Consider the following 23095-nt stretch of genomic DNA (forward strand, 5'->3'; position numbering starts at 1 on the left):
ATTTTTCCCTATCAATACCACCTGAGTTAGCCTATTTAGTCACCCTCTTTTTGTCGAATACTAACTCACAAGTTTTGTCTGAATAGTACACCTTGTTAGTTTGCTGTCTCAGTGAATCTATTAGTTAATAATCATTTACAATACCTCCCTTGAGAACGTTAACTCAAAGACTAAAACTGTGGAGGTCGTAGCAAAAGAGGGTTGACTAAATATTAAAACTACTTTAGTATTTCACTTAAGAAACTCTAATTGAAGTAGTTCTCAATGAGGATAATAACTTGAGAGCCTTGATACATATAAGTTTTACTGATCCCAAACCTCTACAGTCCACTGGGAAGTTCCCTTGACAGGGTGGAGGTCGCTGGTTCGAGGCCAGTCGGGATCATATGAGAAACCCCTTAATAGTCAAGGGGCTTTCTTTATGTAGCAAATCAATATATTATTTTTATAATAAATTTTTTATATACTGTTCAAGATTTGATCAATAGCTCTCTTTTGGTTAACGATTAATTTTTCATATGAAAATAAACTTATGATTTTAAATCTCTTATTAGATTTGAGTCAATATTTTAGACAAAAAAATTCAATCTAAGCTAGCTTTATTTTATTTGATTTACTGCTATTTGTAATATCGTTCACCGTGATATAGCAAAGTGCGATTCTAAACTTGTAATATTCTACATATCTTCAAAAACCAGTAAATATATCCTTTTCTTTCAACTTATATTCATCTCGATTGAAACATTGCGTAAGATTCTGTGAAACTTCCGGTTCATCAATCGCTAATATTATATTTCTACCATTTTCCCCTACTTCTTTTCCTCAATTCTTGAGAAAGACATAAATTATATCAATCATCACTCTGCGTTGTTCGCCAGAACTCAATTCTTCACTCTCTTCTTGGGAGCTTTTTAAAGTTTTCTTTGAAAAATAGCCTAATACAATAATTTTTATATTTATTTATATATATTTTGTAACAACAAAGAACTACATAGATTAACTATGTAGTCTATTTAAATATGAATAGGCCAATCTTATTTTTTCCCTAACTTGATTGCCTTTTTTATATTACTGAATGCACCTTTACCATATAATAATACGCCACCGCGGTAAACACGACTCGTTAAACCAATCATCATACATATTGTTGCTAATAGAATCGCTAATGCAAGCGCAATCTCCCATACTGGGATATTGAGGAATCCAATTCGTACGAGCATAACAATAGGAGTAAAAAAAGGTATATAGCTAGTAATGGTAACAACCGTGCTGCTTGGATTTGACATTCCATAAAGTGCGATATACAAAGCAGCAATTAACATAAATGTCAGCGGCATAACAGCTTGAGAAGATTCCTCTATACGACTAATAACAGAGCCGAGTAGACAAGATAATGAGCCATATAATAAGAATCCTAATGTGAAGAATAGAATCCCATAAAACACTAGAGTAGGAGCAATAGAATTTAAATCAATACTATTTAAAATATCATTTTTCGATTCATTAATTGCTGTTTTATACCCTACAGTTGCGACCAAGCCCCAAATTATTATTTGTGTAATACCTGCCAATAATGTTGAGAAGAGCTTCGCATATAAATGTTTTGTAGGCGAAATACTTGAAACAACTAACTCCATTACACGAGAAGATTTTTCTGTTGCAACATCTGTAGCTAATTGTGCAGCATACATTAATATCATTACATAATTTAGCATGATAAAGGTATTAATTAAAATTCCTACACCCTCTGTATGTTCTCCATCTTTAACCTTATCTGAAACAGTTTTGGTTTGTATTTCTACTGGCGTTGTTAACACCTTTAATTCATCTTGCGATAGATTCAATTGCTGAGCGAAATTAGAAGATTGTATTTGAGATAAAATAGTTTGAACCTTGCTAACATCTTGCTGATTTACATCTGTCTCAGTTATATACATAGCCTTTAGTTGTTTATTATCCAATTCCTCTACAACGATTGCATATGTATAATCACCATTTTTAACACCTGATTCTGCTTTTGGTTTATCCGTACTACGCTTAACATGTATCTTACTATCGACATTTTTAAACACTTGATTAATAGTTGTATATAATTCTTCTTTTTCTGTAACAACAACAACTTGATCGTCCTCGTTACCTGCAAAATAGTTATAAATCTTGTCAAAATTCATCAATCCTATAATTAACATAGAAATTATTATTGTAATAGCAAAATATGATTTTGATTTCACCTTAGATCTATAGTTTTGTAAAAAAATTGTCCAGAAACTACTCATGTTGCGCACCTACTTTCGCAATAAAGATATCATTTAATGTAGGCTCTTCTACTGCAAACTTTTTAACATACCCTAACTTCGTTATTTCTTTAAATAAAACATGCGAAACTTCTTCATATGAAATTTTAAGAGTAACTGCATTTTTACGTTTCTTCATACTTTCTACACCTTTTATTTCTTTCAAATGGTCAAAGTCATGATCGCCAACGATTACAACATTCTTTTTACCAAAGTCACTTTTAATTTTGGCGATGTCTCCTTGAACAACAGGTACTCCTTTGTGCATGATACAAATGTGTTGGCATAACTCTTCCACATGTTCCATACGATGTGAACTAAAAAGTATCGACGCCCCTTGTTTTTGCATATCAAGAACAGCTTCTTTTAACATTTCAACATTTACTGGATCTAAACCACTAAATGGTTCATCTAAAATTAAGAGTTCAGGCTTATGTATAATCGCTGTTATCAGCTGAATTTTTTGCTGATTCCCTTTTGAAAGTTCTCCTACCTTTTTGTTCAGATGCTCAGTAATATTAAAACGCTCCAGCCAATAGTGAAGTTCTTTTTCTGCATCTTTACTTTTCATGTTCTTTAATTTTGCAAAAAAGTTAACTTGTTCTTTGACAGTCATTTTCGCATAAAGCCCACGTTCTTCGGGTAAATACCCAATCTTATCCGTTACATCATAATTTATAGGCTTACCATTCCATGAAATGGTTCCGCTTGATTTCGATAAAAGGCCAAGTATCATTCGAAATGTAGTCGTTTTACCTGCTCCATTCCCGCCCAAGAATCCAAAAATTTCACCTTTTAGTATCTCGATATTCAAATTATTCACTGCAACATGCTCGTCAAATTTCTTTGTTAAATCTTTAATTAGTAAACTCATTATCCACACCCTTAATTCTCAAGATGATTTATTTATACAATTGTATATCCAGTCAACCACAATATTTTGACCTCTTATGGCATCTCTTTTATCAGACATTAAAAATAAAATGACATTTGCAAAATCTGAATTTTCAACATTTTCACTATATGGTATCTTTTTTAATAACTTATTTCCTTCAAAAATCATTCATTACCAACAAATGTTATATTTTTCATTATAAGGTTAGCATAAGATTTAGAATAACCAATATGCAATTTTGCATATTTTAATTTTTTCATAAAGTATTTCTTTAAAAAAATTTTCGTTATGTACTTTAAAATAACTTATAGGCACATTTAAGCTGCTCAATAGATAAATCATTCGTTTCTATCTTTTCAAAAGTTCCTGCTTTCCATCTCATACCGCTCACTACTCTCTATTAAAAATTTGTTTCTTCATTTATATTATAATACTTGTTTTAACATCGGTCTTACGATTCTATATTCGTCACCAAAAGGTTCCTTTATGATTAAAGGCGATTGATCATCTTTTTTCTTCAATCATTGTGAATACTTCTGTTTTTTCTTGTAATGTATTAGATTAGCTATTTTTAGTAGGTGCTTTACTTGCTTCAATTTTCTTCGTCACTTCTCCAAGTTTTTGCCCGGCTTCTTCTGCTTTGGCAGGTTCATTCGTAACGTAGTATTCTTGGTTCTCCCATACTAACATAGGTGGCACTTGTTCTCGTTTGTTACATATTATATAAGTAATACTAGCTATAAGTAGTAGACATACTGCTATAAAGAAGATAGCTTTTTTTTCATATACTATTCTCCATACCTATCATTTCATTGGATTATATAATATACAGTATAGATAACAAATGGATTTTATGGTAATTTTTGTTTTATTTTCAAACAGAAAAACCTTACAAAAGTAAGGTTCCGTTTTTAAGTTCTATAATGTTTTATTAATTAAAACGATCATTACGATAATCGCTATAAACATAACAACTAAACAGCCGATCATTTTATAAAATCCTCTTTTCGTTAACGTCCCGCCTTGAACGTCTTTACGAATAAATAAGAATACCGCTAAAAATAATACAAGCCCCATGCCAAAAGCATACATCATTTGCATATGTTAATCTTCCTTTCTCTTTTACATCTTAATATCTTTTCGATAAAACAACAAACGATATAAAAACTGTACTCATCGTAAGTGCCATAAGTATGTTTAATAGTTCAGTAGCAGATAGTGTAAGTATTTTTAAGTTTAAGCCGATAGAGAAAAGAAGATAATATGCGGTTAGTGCAAAAAAGGTCACGAACATCCCTTTATAACGAATAAGCTTCATTCGCTCGTCTTTTTCTTTAAATTGCGGGTGTAAGTAACTTAAGCAAAAACACATAATCATCATCGCAAGCAATGTATACGTTGGAGCCGGTGGTGCAGAATGCGTCATTATACCTGTTAATATCATAAATCCACTCATAAATAGAAAAATAATTCCCATCATAACGAAGTACTTTTGTGAATAGTTCATCTTTATTCCCCCTCTTCCTTTCCTTCATAAATAAATACATGTTCTATCGTTGTCTGAAATGTTTTTGCTATTTCAAATGCTAACGGAAGTGATGGATCATATTTTCCCTTTTCAATTGAAATGATGGTTTGTCTGGAAACTCCAAGTTTCTCAGCCAATTTTTCTTGAGATAGTCCAAATTTTTTTCGGTATTCAACCATTTTATTTTCCAAGGAAATTTCTCCCTCCTTCCTTATACCGAGTATATATGTAAAGGAAACTTTACGTCAAGTTTCCTTTACATTCATTTCGTCTATTTTTCATTCTATTTATATAGAAGAAACTTTTTCAAATTCAGCACGTCTATTTTGAAATGAAACATGGAACAATGTATATAGCCGTTACTATATCTCCTCTCCGTTTTTATGAAAATTTAATATCTCCATATTTGTTTTATCCTTTTAAAATGTTTCATTCTGCTCTTTATCGGGTGAAATACGCTATTGTTTTTACGTTATTTTTCGCCATATTTATAGAAACTAACGGTTTATGAAGCATTTTTTATGTATAGCCACTTTTTTTGTAGAAATCCTTCATTTTCCTTTCGATATTTAACACTATCGAGATAAAGTTTATGGTAAATTCATAATTTTTTATTTTTTATACTATATTCCGTTATATTGTTGTATAATATCAATGAAAGCGCTTATTATTCCAATATACATAATTCGAACTAAACTTTATCGAAACATTCTGATAGTTATACTTATATTTAAATGCAACAATTATAGGTATTAATGTAGGTATACCAAATATATCCACCCCGTTTTCCCGTGAAATTACTTTATAACATGAAAGATTAACTTGGGTGATAAGTTATTGTGAATGTTTTTTTACAAAACAGATAAGTAATAGTGTTTGGTATTATGTAAATTATTGTAATAACATAAGAGTAAAGAAAAACATTTACATTGATTATTGGTTCATCAATTATTGAAAAGAGCAAAATGCACCTTTTTGTATGGAAAAAGGATTATATGCATTGGGAGGTTTAAACAAATGACGAGGAAGAATACAACGACAAACCCTTGGGCCAAGTTCCATGGTCCGAACCTTGGTTATGTTATTGAACAGTATGATCTTTACGTAACTGGAGCAGGTTCTGTTGATCCGGAATTACAAGAGCTTTTTGAAATTTTTGGAGCTCCTTCGTTTCAAGATGATGTCGTAACAGGGGACAACACAGCAACACATTTTTCTCCTCAAAACACAGGGAACATTGAAAAGATTCTTAAAGTCGTTCAACTTGTTGAACAGATCCGTTCTTTCGGGCATACATTGGCTCACATTAATCCGATGGAAGATGCTGCAAACGGACAATCTCTTATCGAGAAAACAATGAACGAACTGAGCGATGCTGACTTGAAAGCGATTCCAGCAAAAACAGTATGGCAAGATGCACCAGAGGGTATTCACACTGCGCTTGATGTAATTCATAGATTAAAAGACGTTTATACAAAATCTTTAGCTTATGAATTCTCACATATACAAGATAGTGAAGAACGCGCGTGGTTGCATCAAATGGTGGAATCAAATTCATTGCGTCAACCATTATCAAATAAAAAACGAACTGCTCTTTTAAAACGTTTAACTGCTGTTGAAGGTTTCGAGCAATTCTTGCATAAAACATTCGTTGGTCAAAAACGTTTCTCAATAGAGGGCGTTGATATGCTTGTACCTGTACTAGATGAAATTGTTTCAGAAGGTGCTAAAGGCGGCGTTGAAGATGTCATGATTGGTATGGCTCACCGTGGTCGTCTAAGCGTACTCGCTCACGTATTAGAAAAGCCATATAATCACATGTTTGCAGAATTCAAACATGCAAAAATAGAAGGTGCAGTGGCAAATGCTGGCTGGACTGGCGACGTGAAATACCATTTAGGTAGAGAACAAGTCGTTGGTAATGAAGAGGTTAGCACTCGTGTTACATTAGCAAATAATCCGAGTCATCTTGAGTTCGTTAACCCTGTTGTTGAAGGTTTCGCACGTGCAGCTCAAGAGAATCGTAAAAAATCTGGTCTTCCAGAACAAGATACTACAAAATCATTCGTAATTTTAGTTCATGGTGATGCTGCATTCCCTGGTCAAGGTGTTGTGTCTGAGACACTCAACTTAAGTAGATTGAATGCATACCAAACTGGCGGAACTATTCATGTTATCGCAAATAATGCAGTCGGCTTTACGACTGATAGCTATGATTCTCGTTCTACTAAATATTCAAGCGACCTTGCAAAAGGTTTCGATATTCCGATTGTTCACGTGAATGCTGATGATCCGGAAGCTTGTCTTGCTGCTGCAAACCTTGCGATCCAATATCGTACGCTGTTCAAAAAGGACTTCTTAATCGATTTAATCGGTTACCGCCGATATGGTCATAACGAAATGGATGATCCAGCAGTTACGCAACCACAAGTGTACAAAAAAATTAAAAATCACCCAACTGTAAGAGCAATTTATGCAGATCAATTACAATCTGCTGGCGTTCTGAATGCAGATGAGGTTGAAACAATTACTCAGTTTATACAAGAGGAATTAAAGGCTGAATACGCACAAGTGCCACCAGCTGATACGAGTGCTGCAACAATTCACGTTAAAGTTCCAGAGGTTGTTGCAAAAGGAATTCAACCGATTGACACTGGTGTTTCAATTGAATCACTTCGTGCAATTAATGAAGGACTATTATCTTGGCCTGAAGGCTTTAACGTATATCCAAAAGTGAAGAAAATTCTTGAGCGCCGTAAAGATGCTCTTGAAGAGAACGGTAAAATTGAATGGGCACTTGCTGAATCGTTAGCATTCGCTTCTATTTTGCAAGAAGGTACGCCAATTCGTTTAACTGGTCAAGATTCACAGCGTGGTACATTCGCGCACCGTCATATCGTATTACACGATACTGATACAAACGAAACATATTCACCATTACACCGTTTACCGAACATTAACGCATCATTCTCTGTTCATAACAGTCCGTTATCAGAAGCTGCTGTTGTTGGTTACGAATATGGTTACAACGTATTTGCTCCAGAAACTCTTGTGATGTGGGAAGCTCAATACGGTGACTTCTCAAATACTGCGCAAGCATTATTTGATCAATATGTTTCAGCAGGAAGAGCAAAATGGGGTCAAAAATCTGGTTTAGTTCTTCTATTACCACACGGTTATGAAGGTCAAGGGCCAGAACACTCTAGTGCACGTCCAGAACGTTTCTTACAATTAGCTGCGGAGAACAACTGGACAGTTGCAAACTTAACGAGCGCGGCACAATACTTCCATATCTTGCGCCGTCAAGCATCTATCTTAGGAACAGAAGCTGTTCGACCATTAGTAATTATGACGCCGAAAAGCTTATTACGTCACCCACTTACACTTTCTACAGGTAGTGAGTTAAGTGAAGGACGTTTCCAACCTGCTTTAGAACAAGGAAACCTTGGTGCGAAACCAAATAAAGTAAAACGTCTTGTTTTAAGTACAGGTAAAATGGCAATTGACTTAGCAGCAGAAATCGAAAGTGGTAAGCATGAGTACAGCCTAGATGAAGTTCATATGGTTCGTATCGAGCAGTTGTACCCATTCCCTGCTGAAAAAGTTCAATCTATTATTAAACGCTTTAAAAACTTAGAAGAAATCATTTGGGTTCAAGAAGAACCTCGTAATATGGGCGCATGGCATTACATGGCTCCAATTCTGTTCGAACTAGCTGGGGATAAAGTGAAAACAGGTTACATTGGACGCCCGGATCGTTCTAGCCCATCTGGTGGCGATCCATTCGCTCACAAAGCTGAGCAAGAATTAATCGTTGCACACGCTTTAGATGTGAAGTACAACTTCCGTCAAGATAAACAAGAAATTGAAGTTTTCAGCAACTGAAAGTAACAATGAGTTTTTCAGGCTTGGCTGTGGCAGATAGTCTGCCACAGCCAGGCTAACAAATGGAGATTACCGAAGATTAAAGAAGATAAAACACACCGTTAGGCAAATAAGGGGAGGACATTTAAAATGATCGAAATTAAAGTACCTGAGCTTGCAGAATCTATTTCAGAAGGAACTATTTCACAATGGCTTATCAACGTAGGCGACAAAGTTGAGAAAGGTGGCAGCGTTGTTGAGCTTGAGACTGACAAAGTCAATGTAGAAATCATTGCAGAGGATTCAGGTATTGTATCGAAGTTACTAGGCGAACCTGGAGATACAGTTGAAGTTGGTGCTACTATCGCAATTTTAGATGCAAACGGCGCAGCGGTTGAAGTAAGCACACCTGCTCCGGCTAATGAGCAACCAAAACAAGAAACTACTGAAGCACCGAAAGCAGCAGCTCCAAGTGCTGAACAAAATAAAGCGTTGCAAGGTTTACCAAATACAAATCGTCCTATCGCATCACCAGCTGCTCGCAAAATGGCTCGTGAATTAGGAATCGATTTAAACGAAGTACGTAGCACAGATCCACTTGGACGTGTGAGACCACATGATGTACAAGCTCACGCTGCAGCGCCAAAAGAAGCACCAGCTGCTCCAAAACAAAGTCCGGCTCCAGTTGCAAAAACTGAATTTGAAAAACCAGTTGAGCGTGTGAAAATGTCCCGCCGCCGTCAAACAATTGCAAAACGTCTTGTAGAAGTTCAACAAACATCTGCAATGTTAACTACATTTAACGAAGTTGATATGAGTGCAATCATGGAATTACGTAAAGAACGCAAAGATGCTTTCGAGAAAAAACATGATGTACGTCTTGGCTTTATGTCATTCTTCACAAAAGCAGTTGTTGCAGCATTAAAACAGTTCCCATTATTAAATGCTGAAATTCAAGGCGATGAGCTTATCATTAAAAAATTCTATGATATCGGTATTGCAGTAGCAGCTCCAGATGGATTAGTTGTTCCAGTTGTACGCGATGCTAACCAATTGAACTTCGCTGAAATTGAAAGCGAGATTCGTAATTTAGGTCTGAAAGCACGCGATAATAAACTTTCATTAAAAGAGCTACAAGGTGGTACATTTACAATTACAAATGGTGGTGTGTTCGGTTCTCTAATGTCGACACCAATCCTAAATAGTCCACAAGTAGGTATTCTAGGGATGCATAAAATCCAAGTACGTCCAGTTGCAATTGATGCAGAGCGTATGGAAAACCGTCCAATGATGTACCTTGCACTATCTTACGATCACCGTATTGTTGATGGTAAAGAAGCAGTTAGCTTCCTTGTTGCTGTTAAAGATATGCTTGAAGATCCAAAATCATTATTATTAGAAGGTTGATAGATTATTAATCTATTAAAGGCTGTAGAATGAATCATTCTACAGCCTTTTTTTATTATGTTCATACGGGACAAATCACAATACATAGACTAATAATGTATGCCTAAAACGTAAGGGGGATAAACATGAATAACCTTCCAGTTCATGCAAAACTTAAAGCAAATAAGGATACTTTCTTCCTCCCCGATTCAAACGGGGGTGTTTACTTTCGAAATAACTCCAGTTCATTCCGTATGGATGGTGATGGAATTTATGACTGGATTGAGAAATTAATGCCTATGTTTAACGGTAATCATTCTTTGACAGAAATAACCGATGGTCTCCCTCTCCCCTATCAAAATCGTGTATTTGAAATTGGAGAGATTTTATATGAAAATGGTTTCATTCGTGATGTAAGCCAAGATGCTCCCCACGAATTAAACAGTGCATTACTCGACAGATACGCTTCGCAAATTGAGTTTTTAGAAGCTGATTCCCATTCAGGCGCTTTAAAATTCGAAACGTACCGCGCAGCAAATGTGCTTATAATTGGTTCTGGCGATATGCTTACTTCCCTAGTTTCTTCTTTATTAGAATCTGGTTTACCTACATTCCATTATCTTGTTACAGATCGTGCTGAAACAAACTACGATCGAATTCACGAACTAAGCGAACGTGCATATGCAAATGATGACAATGTACTTATTCAAGAAATAGATATTACAATTGATCGCCCTTTACATGAAGTATTCGAGCCTTTCGACTGGATTTTATACGTTTCCCAAAATGGAGATATTGAAAGTTTAAGAGCAATCCATACTATTTGTAGAGAGTTTAAGAAAAATTTCATACCAGCTATTTGCTTATCAAGAATTGGTTTAGCTGGACCCGTCGTAACCGCAGACCGTGAAGAATGCTGGGAATCAGCTTGGCATCGTCTACACGAAACTACTTTACAAAGTGAAAATCCACCTGAACTTTTCTCACCAATTGCATCTGCAATGTTAGCAAATGTTATCGTTTTTGAGTTATTTAAACATGTCGCTGAAGGTTCACATAGGCAGCATAATCCTCAATTCTTTTTATTAAACTTGGAAACACTTGAAGGAAAGTGGCACCCTTTCATAAAACATCTTCTCGCAACCGATGAAATCTTTACAATTGATACGGTGCAAAATCTTCAAGAAAACCTTGCCCAACGTTCCGGACAATATACTTCAACTGAACTTTTTCGTTTTTTTGATACGTTAACTTCTAAAGAAGCTGGTATATTCCACATGTGGGATGAACAAGATTTACACCAATTGCCTTTATCACAGTGCAATATTCAAGTTGCAAATCCATTATCAGACGGACCTACCTCTCCCCTTCCTACTATAACTTGCGGTGGATTAACTCATAATGAAGCACGCCGCGAAGCTGGTTTAACAGGAGTTGAAACATATGTAGCTGAAATGATTCATCGTCTTATCCCCGAACATACTGATATCGGTATTGGTGCTGGGGAAACGATGACAGAAGGTGTATACCGAGCACTCCAAAAACATTTAAATAATAAGTTATATGAACGCCAATCACATATGCTAGAAGAGATTACAGAGCTTTATTTAACCGAAATTCATGATAAACATTGTAGGTTTTACTACGATGCTCTCTCTACAATTCATGAAATACCTAAAGTAGGAATGAGTGAGGAGTTACTTGGTTTTCCTGTCGTTTGGATCGGTATTAATGATAGATGGTATGGTGCGGCAAATATTAATATAACACTCGCATTAAGAAATGCTCTGCAACAAGCACTCCTTCATATTCAAAATGAAGAGATTCCTTATAAAGCTAATATGTTACCGGAATCATCCATTGTTTTATATAGTACGGATCCTGTTAGAGTAGCAATACAAGAAGAGGAAGAAATTCCAGGCGTACAGTCTTTACAAGTTGCTTTGCAAAATTTAACGGAAAACAACTTGTATCCATTCGTTTTTGATTTAGCTATTGAGTCATTTTTAAGAGACAACTTAGACGGTGTATATGGGGTATTAATTGCAAAGGAGGATGACCAATGACTCAAAACATACTACTTATAGGAGATGGCCTACTCACAGACTATGTACATGAGCAATTGTGTAAGCAACATTCACTCATCCGCCAGCATACAATTACAGAAGCTCTCCCTGAAAACATTCATCTTGCTCTCGTTTTACATGACGGGTCTCCTTCTTCCGTACATCGTGATGCTGAGCTTATCTTTCGCTCAAATAATATTCCGTGGCTTCGCGCGTTTACTTCGTTTGGTGAAGGTATTATCGGTCCTTACGTGAAGCCTCTTACAACTGGATGTTCCCACTGCGCTGATGGACGCCGGTTTATAGCTGGCTTTGATCAAAAAGAAATGTGGGAACTACAACGAAAATATGCATTAAAAGCAGAGAACGTGACGAGGCGTGATGTACGCGCCACCCAAAATGGAATGTTACAAATGTGCCAGCTCATTCATGTTGAAACAGAGAAAATATTAGCTCATGGATATTCTTCTTTAGAAAACGAACTCATTTTACTGGACTTACAAACGTTACAATGTACCCGGAATTCGTTTCTTCCAGACCCTCTCTGTCCGGTATGCAGCAATTTGCCTGACGATACAGCAGATGCAGCGCAAATTTCTTTACAACCAAGTTTGAAAACGAGTACTGAAACGTATCGCTGTCGTTCCATTCATGAGCTAAACACATTTTTAACGAGAGACTATTTAGATTACCGGACTGGTATTTTAAACGGTAAAATGCAACATTCTCTATTACCGTTTGCTGATGTCATTATAAACATGCCGTTACTGTTTGGAAATGAAGGTGTCGCGGGCCGGACTCATTCATTTTCACTTAGTAAAGCAACCGCTATTTTAGAAGGTTTAGAACGCTATTGCGGTATGTCGCCTCGTGGAAAAAAAACAAATGTACATGGCAGTTTTCGTGAGCTAGAAGATATTGCACTGAATCCCCTCACACTTGGTGTGCATACAAATGAACATTACAATCGTGATAGTTTTCCATTTAAGCCGTTTGATCCTGATTATGAGCAAAACTGGGTATGGGGATATTCTTTATTACAAAACCGACCACTTCTAGTTCCAGAATCAATCGCTTATTATAGCCTTGGTCATAGAGATGCTTTCGTGTATGAAACATCAAATGGATGTGCAATTGGTGGTAGTTTAGAAGAAGCAATTTTTCACGGCATTTTAGAAATTGTAGAGCGTGACGCCTTTTTGCTCACTTGGTATGCCGAATTACCTCTTCCCCGTCTCGATCTTAGTTCAGCCAATGATACTGAATTGCAACTAATGTTGGAACGCTTACGCACAATTACTGGATATGAATTATACGTTTTCAACGCGACGATGGAACATGGTATTCCGAGCATATGGGTCATTGCGAAAAATACAAGGCAAGATGGTATGAATCTCGTCTGTGCTGGCGGCGCACATATGGAACCAATTCGAGCTGTAAAAAATGCAATTCATGAAATAGCGGGCATGTTACTTATAACAGATGAAGAGCTTGAACAAAAAAGAGAGAAATATGAAAACGGTTTACAAAATCCATATCTTGTTTCGCAAATGGAAGATCATAGTATGCTGTACGGATTGAAAGAAGCGGAAGAACGTCTTCACTTCCTTTTACGTGATGATGCTCCAGTGCAAACGTTCCAAGAAATGAATGCATTACAATCATTTGATATGGATTTAACATCTGATCTTCATCAACTTTTAAACAGGTTACATCAATCTGGACTTGAAGTAATTGTTGTAAATCAAACGGTCCCCCTTATAGAAAAGAACGGCTTACATTGTGTAAAAGTAATTATTCCAGGCATGTTACCGATGACGTTCGGTCACCATCTCACTCGGGTTACAGGACTGGATAGAGTGTATACCGTACCGATGACACTTGGATATTGGGCTGAGCCTTTAACGAATGAAAGTTTAAATCCACATCCGCATCCGTTTCCATAATTCATAGTGAGGGGGAAATTTGATGCAACCTGATACTTTTTTACATCATCTCCATTTTTCTATTAATGAAATTATGTCGTCCGATAAAGAGATTGACTGGGAAGACGCACCACTTCCTTATAAATTATATCGAAATTTACCAGTAATCCCTCTCTCTTTAGAAATCCCATTAACTTTGCGGAATTCTTCTACTAAACCTAACTTAGAGGAAATCGGTCATTATCTTTGGTACTCATTTGGTTTAACACAATTATGTCAGCCTACTACTAACCTAGAAAATAATAAAACAACGACTCTATTTCGAAGATTCATCCCTTCTGGGGGTGCTTTATATCCGAATGAATTATATATGTATTTAAAAATTGATCATTATCCAGACGGCATTTACCATTACGACGCCGCGCACCACCGTCTTATCTTACTTCGTGAAGGAAATTTTGATTCTTATCTTACAGAAGCACTCGGCAATCGTTGTAACATACATTCTTGTTTTGGTGCTGCATTTGTATCCACTATGTTTTGGAAAAACTTCTTTAAATACAATAACTTTTCGTATCGTCTGCAAGGATTAGATAGTGGTGTTCTAATCGGTCAATTACTTGAATGCGCAAAACAATTTGGTTATACAAATGGTGTATATTTTCAGTTTCTAGATCGGGCAATGAATCATTTACTTGGACTGTCAGAAGGTGAAGAAAGTGTGTATGCTGTTATTCCTTTAAGTACAGAACCGAATACAGATTGGTTTCATGATGATCATCACGAAAATAAAACTATTACTTCTCATGACTTGTTGCAGCAAATCCCGCCGTTAACACATGAGCATTTCGTTCGCTCAAAATATGTAGATGAATATCCGATGATAAAAAAAATAAACGCAGCTTCTATGATTGAATCAACAGAACACTTCCAAACATTTACCCGTGAAGAACGACAACAATATAGTGCACACGCTATGCAGCTACCTAAAGTGGAACGTTTATCATATGATTTTTTACAACTTTGTAAAAAACGATATTCACCTGATTCTGACTTCATTTTAACGAAATGGGATGCAGCCGAGCTCGCTACTCTACTACAAGCAGCGAGCCTCTCCTTCCCTTATTACAACGACCTTGATGGCAAATATTTAAATGAAAACGCACGAGTCTCACTATATGGATGTTTTTATAACGTAAAAGACATAGAAAACGGCGCTTACGCTTATAACAGTAGGACACATTCCATACAGCCAATTCGGTACGGAGACCTTCGTTATTCTCTGCAATCCAGTATGACGATGGATAACGTAAACCTTTTTCAAGTACCACTTTGTCTACATGTAATCGGAAATAAAGATTACTATAAAAATAAATTAGGTTATAGAGGATATCGAATTCATCAAATGGAAGCTGGCATGCTCGTTCATAAACTCGTTTTAGCTGCGACCGCTATGGGGATGGGCGGGCATCCGTTACTAAGTTTTGATACAAATTCATGTGATCAGTTGTACGGGATTGATGCCGGAAATGAAACTTCACTCATTCAAATTCCGGTTGGGGCGTATCGAGCGCGAAATTGGCTAAAAGGGTCCTTGCATAATTAGAAGCACGCCGATTAATGGCGTGCTTTTTTTAAAGGAGTTAAATTATTAAAAGCGAAATAAATACATATTCTTATATAAAAAATGATATGAAAGAAGTATTTCGCGTCTTAAAACCGAATGGATCCTTTTTACTAGTCGCTGAAACTTTCACAATCCAATATCATATGGATAAATTTAAGACGACCGAAGAATTAGTAAACCTTTTTTATGAGACGAGATTTACAAGCGTGAAATGTTATGAAGAAAGAGGTTGCCTTTATTTAATAGGAAATAAGTAAAAAAGCAGACCTTTCAAGGTCTGCCTTTTTTACTAGATTACTTTAAAAATACTCTTAATTTGTCTTGCAAATAACCAGTTTTTCGTACCGTAGTTATCATTTAGACTATCTAAATTAATAGCTTTCCCGTTAGAAAACTTTAGTTCTAACGTTGTATTTTTGTCATTTGTTTTTAAGTTGCTATTTGTAATGTCATCATACTTTAATTTTTCAATCTCAATATACTCTTCCTTCTCTTCTCCGATAACGACGTGATCTTGGAAGAAGAAGAATACTTCTACTTTCTTACCGAAACAAAATACGTTTTTCGTATAAATTAATGTCGCGTTATCAAGTCCGACACATACTTCTTTCATCTCTTCAACAACGTTTCCTAAGTCTTCTTCGTTTCTTGCATTTGATTCAGCAATCCATTCTTCGATTGTATTCATGTTAATTGCCATACTGTGCCCCCTGGTTCGTTCATTGATTTATTAAAAAACAAATACTATATGACAATATAAGCGATACGTACTATGTTTTCAAGGGTGAACGGTATATTCAAAATAAAGTGAAACTTTATTTATTCCCCTTTCACAAAAAAAATAGCACTTAAAAAAGTGCTATTCCGCTCTCCTTGCTGCTTGTTGAATTGGATCCCAAACGCTGTTATATGGTGGTGCGTAACTTAAGTCGACATCTTCTAAATCGTGAATACACATTTTATTGAAAAGTGCCATCGCGATAACATCAATACGTTTATCTACGCCCTCTTCTCCAATTACTTGACCGCCTAATAATTGTTTCGTATCGGCGTGATATAGTAATTTCAAGTGAAGTGGCGAAGCACTCGGGTAATAGCCCGCCATATTTGTTGAATCTACTTTGACCGTCTTATACGGGATGTTTAGCCCTTTCGCTTCTTTTTCATTTAAGCCTGTTCTTGCGAGCGTCAGATTCATAAATTTAATAATGCCTGTACCTAACGTACCTTTGAATGCTCTGCGTTTATCAACCATGTTGAGTCCGGCAAGTCGCCCTTGTTTATTCGCAGTCGTTCCGAGCGGGATATGGTCATGAATTTCCTTTATAACATGGTAATGTGTTGCACAATCACCAGCAGCATATACGTCTTTCACATTCGTTTGCATATAAGCATTTACTTCAATTGCACCTTTATGGTTTTTACGTATATTTGTCCCCTCAAGAAAATCAGTATTTGACTGTACACCGACAGATACTAAAACGAGATCAGTTTTATACGTCCCTTTATCCGTCTCCAGTTGTTCTACTCTTTCTTTTCCTTTAAACGCTTTTACATTTTCATTCGTTAAAATTTCAATATTATGTTTATCTGCTTCTTTATGTATATATTCCGCCATATCGGCATCATAAATTGTGCCAATATGATCGTTTCGCTCAATCATTCTTACTTTCTTACCAAGTTCGACGAATGTTTCTGCCATCTCTAGTCCAATTGCACCGCCGCCAATAATAGTTACAGCCTCAACTTTATTCGTTTCTAGCGTTTTTAATATGCGCTCAGCATCCGGAATTGTTTTTAAAAGATGAACGCCTTGCAAATCTCGCCCTTCCCATTCTGGCATAACAGGACGCACTCCAGTCGCAATTAATAAACGGTCATACGGAAATTCAAAAACATCTTTCGTCTCCGTATGCTCTGCGTACACCATTTTCTTTTCCGTATCTACTTTCGTTACTTCATGACGTACTTTCGCATCAATTCCATATTTATCACGAAACGTCTTTACATCGCGTGCAATTAACTTTTCAGTAGAAGCAATAACACCACTAATCACATACGGTAATCCGCACTGAGCGTATGAATAGATTTCACCTTTTTCTAACGTTACAACATTTGCCGTTTCATCGTTTCTAACAATTTGCATTGCTGCACTCATACCTGCTGCATCTCCGCCAATAATGACATAGTTCACTTTACCACTCCTTCTTTTTTACATACTCTTTACGATTTCCATATTTTATAGAAATAACACCTACTTCCATTGTAAAGAAAGAGAATTCCATCTACAAATTTGGTGCACAAACCTATGCATGAATAGGTATCCGTCGTGTCTTATAAACAAGATGTTTAATATGCTATAACAGTTACTATTGAAAGTAGGTGAAACATATATGTGCGCTGGCCTTCTCGCTAGGCTTCCAGAGGAACCGCAAGAACCAAAAGAACCGAAACCCGCCCTCTCACTTGACCAAGAATTTTCCATTAATGCAACAATATACAGCGCTCGTGCTTGGTTATCTAACGATGATACTTTTGCGCAAGATATTTGGAAAGCCACCCAATTCGCTTCAGTATCACATGCTGGCAAGTCCATCTTTCCAGTCGGTTCTGTTAAAATTATGAATTTTTCTGATGATACAATAACTGTTACTGCATCACCAGAATCAGATAATGCGCTCAAAATAGTCGTACCACCCCATTCCGAGGCAGCTTTAACGTCTGGTCCTTTATCCCATATACAAGCTAGTACATCAGGAGGATCAAGTAAAGTCACATTTCTCTTTCACATCTTTTTCTCAAGGGATCCTGGTTCAGATAAATAACCATAAAAAGGGTACAGTTATGCACTGTACCTTTTTCACGCACTCTATTCTCTTGATTTGATCAGTTCAACATTATAAGCTTCAATAGTAGTTAACACTCCTGTAAAATACGGATTTTCTCTGTACCAAGACTGTTTTGAAAAATACGCTTGCATATCTTTCGTTTGAAACATATGTCCATGCCTTGCGTATATTTCATTTCTAGCAATTTTCAACTGTTCTTTCGATAAATATGTTAAGTCCGCACTCGTTAATTTTCGAATATCACTATCAGGGAAGATGAAACCATTATATACATACCCAGTCGTAGGCGGAGTAACATTGTAAACAACTGTTTTTTCTACACTTTTCTTTTGAAATGGAAGATTATAAGCCGACAGTTCCGTTACCGTTTCTACCTTTGTCGTTTCCCTTCCGTTTTCTCCATTTCGTTCTAAATAAATCGCCGCACTTCCATCAGTCGCTATCGGTCCCCACATAATTTTTTCTCCGGTCAATGCTGTAACTGGCTTTTGATTCACGTATAATGTTGCACCAGGCGCATTCGTTTGAACTGTAATATATTGCCCTTGCAGTGTTAAATCTATCGTTACATTATTTTGACTTTGTTTTATAAGTACAACCTTTTCCTCTCGTGATAGTTTTACATAGTCATTTTTATATTCCGCTTGAAACACTTGAGTCCCTGGAAGAAACGGTCCATATTGCTTCTCAAACTTTTTGTCATTTGTCTTATCAATTTCTTTTCCGTTCATTTTTAAAGATGTACCTTTTTCATTTGTAAGCAGCGTCGTATAATACGTCTTCGCTTTCAATTTATACCGATCAAATATAAAAAAATACTTCCCATCTTTCGTTAAAGAAAAATCTGCTCTTTCTATTCCATCCCCTTGTTTTTCACCTTGCCTCAAATATTCTTTCAATTCATTCACGTAAGATGGATTTTCTTTTATATATGAAAATAGAGGCGTTAAACTCTCTCTCTTTACAATAACGGCTGGATCATCTGCCCTGATGATCTCGGCTAATTTCTCCCCGTCCCTCTCTTGTAAAACAGTAATCATCCGGTCTACTTGTGCCGTCTGCTTATAATACGATGATCCATACAAATACAATCCAACAATTACTATAACAAGTAATGTTAAGAGTGTAATGCCAACTTTTGTACCGCCGCTCATTTTCTTCTTTACTACAAGACTTTCCCTCTTCATCCCGCAGTTTTGGCAAAATTGCACTCCATCTTCATACTGAGCTCCGCATTTTGTACATACATTCATCCATTCAACCACCTTTTCGTTAGAAGCCTGTTAATCCCCCGATAAAGGTTTGGATTATCGTTTTAATGTAAGACCAAAACACGATAAACGTTGCAATTCCGATTAAAACATTTGCGATAATAAGTGTGTAAACAGGATCTACTCCGCCATTGTCTAGTTTTAATATAGCTACAATTATACTAATTCCCATATACGTTGTAGCCAGCCCTAATAAGATTGGTAAGAAAAAGATTAATAAGAAACTAAAAAGAAAAGAAAGGACTAGTATAGCAATAGCTGGCGTCGCTATCGTCCCCCATATACCGAATGCTTCAAGAAAAGAAAAAGATGATTTCATCATCTTACCACTTACAAAAATAATAAATCCGACAAATAAAGTTAAAATTAATAAAAAGAAAAAGACCATTACAGATTCTCCAAAGAAAGTAGGATTAGCTATATCTGGCACTAATGTCCTCGTAACAGTCGCCGCTGCGCTCATCATTCTATAAAAAATACACGCTCCTAAAAAGCAAATAAGCACAAGACTTACAATTCCATTTCGCACTTCAATATTTCCACTTTCCATAATGGCCGATGGTGATTTAAAAGCATTTTTAAAGAACTGAAAATAGCCACTTGCAAATTGTTTCACTTGCTCTACCGTTTCATTCGGACGAGTTTCCTTTACTCGTGCCGGGCGCGATAGCTGCCCTTCTTCCTGCCCACCACTCGCTACCACTTCTTCCGTTAACGAATATCCACAATTTCCGCAAAATCTTGCTTCCACTGCATTTTCAGTATTACATGCCGGACATTTCATTCTCTCATCCCTCCTTAAGCATATACCTGATAGGGTGTTACAAATTCAATATATGACTTTGTACATAAAACATGACTACAAGAAAAAGAATATGAAATCCTTCTTTTAAACGAAACTATGTATGCTAGTAATATAGAAAAATAATGTTATTATGAAACAGAGCAAATAACATTTTTAACAGATTGGATGAAGACAGTGGAATTTGTAAACTCGATTTTTCAAACACTCCTTACAAGTGTGATCCAATTATTTTCTTTAATTGGTGTCATCATTGTAATTGGGTTTATATTAGGTTATTTAGAATCTCTCACACGAACGTATTGGTCGAGAGCTTTTGGTAGGAAAGGTTTTCTTTTAACCGCATGGATTGGTGTTCCCGTTCATGAACTTGGGCATGCAATTATGTGTCTAGTATTCCGCCATAAAATTATAGCAACGCAGTTCTTCCCGACAGATACAAGTCAGGGAGCTTTAGGTTACGTACAACATCAATACAATCAAAAAAGTATATACCAACGAATCGGTAATTTTTTTATCGGCATCGGTCCTATTATTTCTGGTATTACTGCATTAATACTTTTAATGCGCTATTTCGTACCAGAGTCATATTCTTTATTTAATACAACTCTCGAAACAACAATCGCATCGACTTCTATTAACTTAGACATGATCCAAAACATGTTTTTATCAACATTCTTTTTATTAAAAAGCTTGTTTACAATGAGCAATTTATTGACCCCTTCTTTTTGGTTATTTTTATTTATCGCTATTTGTATTTCCGCACATATCGCTTTAAGTAAACCAGACATTAAAGGATCAATAGACGGCATCATCGTCATGTTTATCATATTATTTTTATTCAATATAATAGCAGGACTTTTTCAGTACGATAGTAATCAACTAATCGGCAAAGTTATGAAATATAATATGTATCTCATTGCATTTTCTAGTGTGGCGCTTCTTTTCTCTTCTATTTCTACACTTGTTAGTTTTGGGTTTTATAAAATGAGAGGAGGACGTTCGTTGTGAACGTCCTCTTCTCTCCTTAAATAATTATTTATCAGCTTTAATAAGTTATTGAATCGGAATAGGTGGTCCAATTTTTTTGTTTTCTTTCCCCGAATACGGTACAAGTGAATATTTTCCCACCGCTACATTTATTCCATCAAATCTACTAAAAGAAATACCGCCATCTTCATTCGATATAACCACCTCTTTAAATGTATGTGCTTCCCCAGATTCTGATTCGATTTTAAAATAAATATCTTCATTTGTACTTTGTGTCACATCATAATAAATCGTTGTGGAAATCGGCGTAGAAACTACTTTTTTAACAGTTACTTTATTGCCATCATATAAAACAATTGTTTCATTTAAATCAAACGTCTGCTTCTCTTTCATCAACTGAGCTTGCGATACTTCAATATCAAATATCCATGGTTGCTCAATTACAGTATCCCTGTTGAATGTATCATAAGTAATTTCGATTTGAAGTTCATCAGTTTGTGGCATTTCACTTAACTCGATACCACCGTAAATTGTAAACATAGAATCATTTACTTCAATTGATTGTGCATCCTTTGTATTAGAAAAGTCACGCCCATTTATTCGTACCTGTGGAATTAAATATGTTTGATAATCAAATTTCACACCCTTCGCTGGCTCAAATGTTGAACTGATGAATAATTTATTGTCATCCACTAATACCTCATTTAACGTCAGTTTACCGTATTTATTTTCAGCAGTTTTCCCAATAGCCGTTTTATAGGGAGAATAGTCAAGTGGTTGCTGTTTATCAATATATTTTTCAATCAATCCCGCAATAAATGGCATATTTGCTAAAGATGTTTGTCCAAGTGGCACTATAATACTGACAATTAACATGCAAGCTGCTGCGACTCCGAACCATTTTTTTGTTTTTTTATTTTTGCGTAGCTTATTTTTCACACGTTTTTCCCACTGCTTTTCCTCTATTTTGGTTAAGGGAGTCTCCTCAAACTCTGTGATGTCCAACTGAATATCATTTAACTCTTTATAAATAGACATGCCCTCACACTCCATTTTTAAAAATAAAAATCTGTTTGAGCTTTTTTCGTCCGCGTGACAGTTTGTTATGAATCCATGACTCTTTCACATTAAGGTGGGATGCAATTTCACGAGACGGTACACCTTCTAAATAATACTTTTCAAAAATGTTACGCTCTGTTGCTGACAACTCACTAAGCAATTCCTGTACGTCTAAGAAGTCATTTTGTTTTCTTTGTTCTTGATACAGACGATCATTAATCTCTGTACAGACAGTTTGTTGCTGATTTCTCGCATTTTTCCGCTGATAATCAATTGCCCGATATTTAGCAATGGCTGCTATCCATTGTTTAAACGTATTTTTACTTGAATCAAATGAATCGATATGAAACCAAATGGCTAATAATACATCATCTAAGCATTCTTCATAATCTTGCTGATTACTATATACATATCGTTTAATAATAGCGCTGAGTAAACCTCCATATGTTTGGATAATGAACGTAATGCTCTTTTCATTACGTTGTTGAATTTGTTGCACAACATTTTCTTCTGTTATCTTCAAGCGTAGACCTCCTTGT

General features: G+C 35.9%; 19 protein-coding genes and 2 pseudogenes. 8 read left to right on the top strand and 13 right to left on the bottom strand.

All coding sequences use genetic code 11. The annotated features are described in order from the left end of the window. Window positions 1-1034: 1034 nt before the first annotated feature. The 7 genes and pseudogenes from B5P40_RS06870 to B5P40_RS06900 all read right to left on the bottom strand — a co-directional run bounded on the left by B5P40_RS06870 (window position 1035) and on the right by B5P40_RS06900 (window position 4908). Window positions 1035-2276, bottom strand: a complete 1242-nt coding sequence (locus tag B5P40_RS06870; protein ID WP_113709007.1) for an ABC transporter permease — start codon at window positions 2274-2276, stop codon at window positions 1035-1037. Further along, window positions 2269-3168, bottom strand: coding sequence for an ABC transporter ATP-binding protein (locus B5P40_RS06875; protein ID WP_113709008.1), 900 nt, complete (start codon window positions 3166-3168; stop codon window positions 2269-2271). Before B5P40_RS06875 ends, B5P40_RS06870 begins: the two co-directional genes overlap by 8 nt. Before the next feature lie 18 nt (window positions 3169-3186). Next, window positions 3187-3357, bottom strand: a complete 171-nt coding sequence (locus B5P40_RS06880) for an SDR family oxidoreductase (RefSeq protein ID WP_113709009.1) — start codon at window positions 3355-3357, stop codon at window positions 3187-3189. A gap of 257 nt (window positions 3358-3614) precedes the next feature. After that, window positions 3615-3981 (bottom strand): annotated as a pseudogene (locus tag B5P40_RS06885) (hypothetical protein). Between the two features lie 126 nt (window positions 3982-4107). Continuing rightward, complete coding sequence (locus tag B5P40_RS06890) at window positions 4108-4290, bottom strand: DUF3976 domain-containing protein (RefSeq protein WP_002011459.1); 183 nt, start codon at window positions 4288-4290, stop codon at window positions 4108-4110. Window positions 4291-4318: 28 nt separating this feature from the next. Beyond that, window positions 4319-4696, bottom strand: coding sequence for a hypothetical protein (locus B5P40_RS06895; RefSeq protein ID WP_060751875.1), 378 nt, complete (start codon window positions 4694-4696; stop codon window positions 4319-4321). Window positions 4697-4698: 2 nt separating this feature from the next. Further along, window positions 4699-4908, bottom strand: coding sequence for a helix-turn-helix transcriptional regulator (locus B5P40_RS06900; RefSeq protein WP_000428506.1), 210 nt, complete (start codon window positions 4906-4908; stop codon window positions 4699-4701). A gap of 826 nt (window positions 4909-5734) precedes the next feature. Here B5P40_RS06900 and odhA point away from each other — a divergent pair. From odhA to B5P40_RS06930, 6 genes and pseudogenes are all read left to right on the top strand, one after another. After that, window positions 5735-8602 carry a 2-oxoglutarate dehydrogenase E1 component gene (gene odhA / locus B5P40_RS06905; RefSeq protein WP_002126030.1) on the top strand — a complete coding sequence of 956 codons (2868 nt, stop codon included), beginning with the start codon at window positions 5735-5737 and terminating at the stop codon, window positions 8600-8602. A 129-nt stretch (window positions 8603-8731) separates the two neighbouring features. Beyond that, window positions 8732-9988: a 2-oxoglutarate dehydrogenase complex dihydrolipoyllysine-residue succinyltransferase gene (gene odhB / locus B5P40_RS06910; protein ID WP_002168867.1), complete on the top strand. Its 1257-nt coding sequence runs from the start codon at window positions 8732-8734 to the stop codon at window positions 9986-9988. Window positions 9989-10113: 125 nt separating this feature from the next. Continuing rightward, window positions 10114-12033 carry a putative thiazole-containing bacteriocin maturation protein gene (locus B5P40_RS06915; RefSeq protein ID WP_002168868.1) on the top strand — a complete coding sequence of 640 codons (1920 nt, stop codon included), beginning with the start codon at window positions 10114-10116 and terminating at the stop codon, window positions 12031-12033. Beyond that, on the top strand, window positions 12030-13979 hold the full coding sequence (locus B5P40_RS06920) for a TOMM precursor leader peptide-binding protein (RefSeq protein WP_113709010.1): 1950 nt from the start codon (window positions 12030-12032) through the stop codon (window positions 13977-13979). The genes B5P40_RS06915 and B5P40_RS06920 overlap by 4 nt, the downstream gene beginning before the upstream one ends. Before the next feature lie 22 nt (window positions 13980-14001). Then, the gene (locus tag B5P40_RS06925; protein ID WP_002126024.1) at window positions 14002-15564 is read left to right on the top strand and encodes a SagB family peptide dehydrogenase; all 1563 of its coding nucleotides are present in this window, start codon (window positions 14002-14004) and stop codon (window positions 15562-15564) included. Between the two features lie 74 nt (window positions 15565-15638). Continuing rightward, window positions 15639-15842 (top strand): annotated as a pseudogene (locus B5P40_RS06930) (SAM-dependent methyltransferase); the annotation flags it as partial. 32 nt (window positions 15843-15874) lie between these two features. On the opposite strand, the gene B5P40_RS06935 reads toward B5P40_RS06930, so the two are convergent. Both B5P40_RS06935 and B5P40_RS06940 read right to left on the bottom strand, forming a co-directional pair. Then, window positions 15875-16285 carry a DUF3908 family protein gene (locus tag B5P40_RS06935; protein ID WP_002030461.1) on the bottom strand — a complete coding sequence of 137 codons (411 nt, stop codon included), beginning with the start codon at window positions 16283-16285 and terminating at the stop codon, window positions 15875-15877. 159 nt (window positions 16286-16444) lie between these two features. After that, the gene (locus tag B5P40_RS06940; RefSeq protein ID WP_113709011.1) at window positions 16445-17779 is read right to left on the bottom strand and encodes an FAD-dependent oxidoreductase; all 1335 of its coding nucleotides are present in this window, start codon (window positions 17777-17779) and stop codon (window positions 16445-16447) included. A gap of 199 nt (window positions 17780-17978) precedes the next feature. Between B5P40_RS06940 and B5P40_RS06945 the strand changes: the two genes are divergently transcribed. Next, the gene (locus B5P40_RS06945) at window positions 17979-18410 is read left to right on the top strand and encodes a hypothetical protein (protein WP_113709012.1); all 432 of its coding nucleotides are present in this window, start codon (window positions 17979-17981) and stop codon (window positions 18408-18410) included. A 44-nt stretch (window positions 18411-18454) separates the two neighbouring features. Here the strand turns inward: B5P40_RS06945 and B5P40_RS06950 are convergent, their stop codons facing one another. Beyond that, the gene (locus B5P40_RS06950) at window positions 18455-19687 is read right to left on the bottom strand and encodes a TcaA 3rd/4th domain-containing protein (RefSeq protein WP_113709013.1); all 1233 of its coding nucleotides are present in this window, start codon (window positions 19685-19687) and stop codon (window positions 18455-18457) included. Window positions 19688-19706: 19 nt separating this feature from the next. Then, window positions 19707-20489: a zinc ribbon domain-containing protein gene (locus tag B5P40_RS06955; protein WP_113709014.1), complete on the bottom strand. Its 783-nt coding sequence runs from the start codon at window positions 20487-20489 to the stop codon at window positions 19707-19709. A 195-nt stretch (window positions 20490-20684) separates the two neighbouring features. On the opposite strand from B5P40_RS06955, the gene B5P40_RS06960 reads away from it, so the two are divergent. Further along, complete coding sequence (locus B5P40_RS06960) at window positions 20685-21518, top strand: hypothetical protein (protein WP_113709015.1); 834 nt, start codon at window positions 20685-20687, stop codon at window positions 21516-21518. 45 nt (window positions 21519-21563) lie between these two features. Here the strand turns inward: B5P40_RS06960 and B5P40_RS06965 are convergent, their stop codons facing one another. Continuing rightward, the gene (locus tag B5P40_RS06965) at window positions 21564-22535 is read right to left on the bottom strand and encodes a DUF4179 domain-containing protein (protein ID WP_003188036.1); all 972 of its coding nucleotides are present in this window, start codon (window positions 22533-22535) and stop codon (window positions 21564-21566) included. Between the two features lie 4 nt (window positions 22536-22539). Beyond that, a complete protein-coding gene (locus B5P40_RS06970; RefSeq protein ID WP_002126008.1) occupies window positions 22540-23079 on the bottom strand; it encodes a sigma-70 family RNA polymerase sigma factor in 540 nt (179 codons plus the stop codon). Between the last annotated feature and the right edge of the window lie 16 nt (window positions 23080-23095).

The sequence above is a fragment of the Bacillus sp. SRB_8 genome (genome assembly GCF_003264205.1).
GTDB classification, from domain to species: domain Bacteria; phylum Bacillota; class Bacilli; order Bacillales; family Bacillaceae_G; genus Bacillus_A; species Bacillus_A mycoides.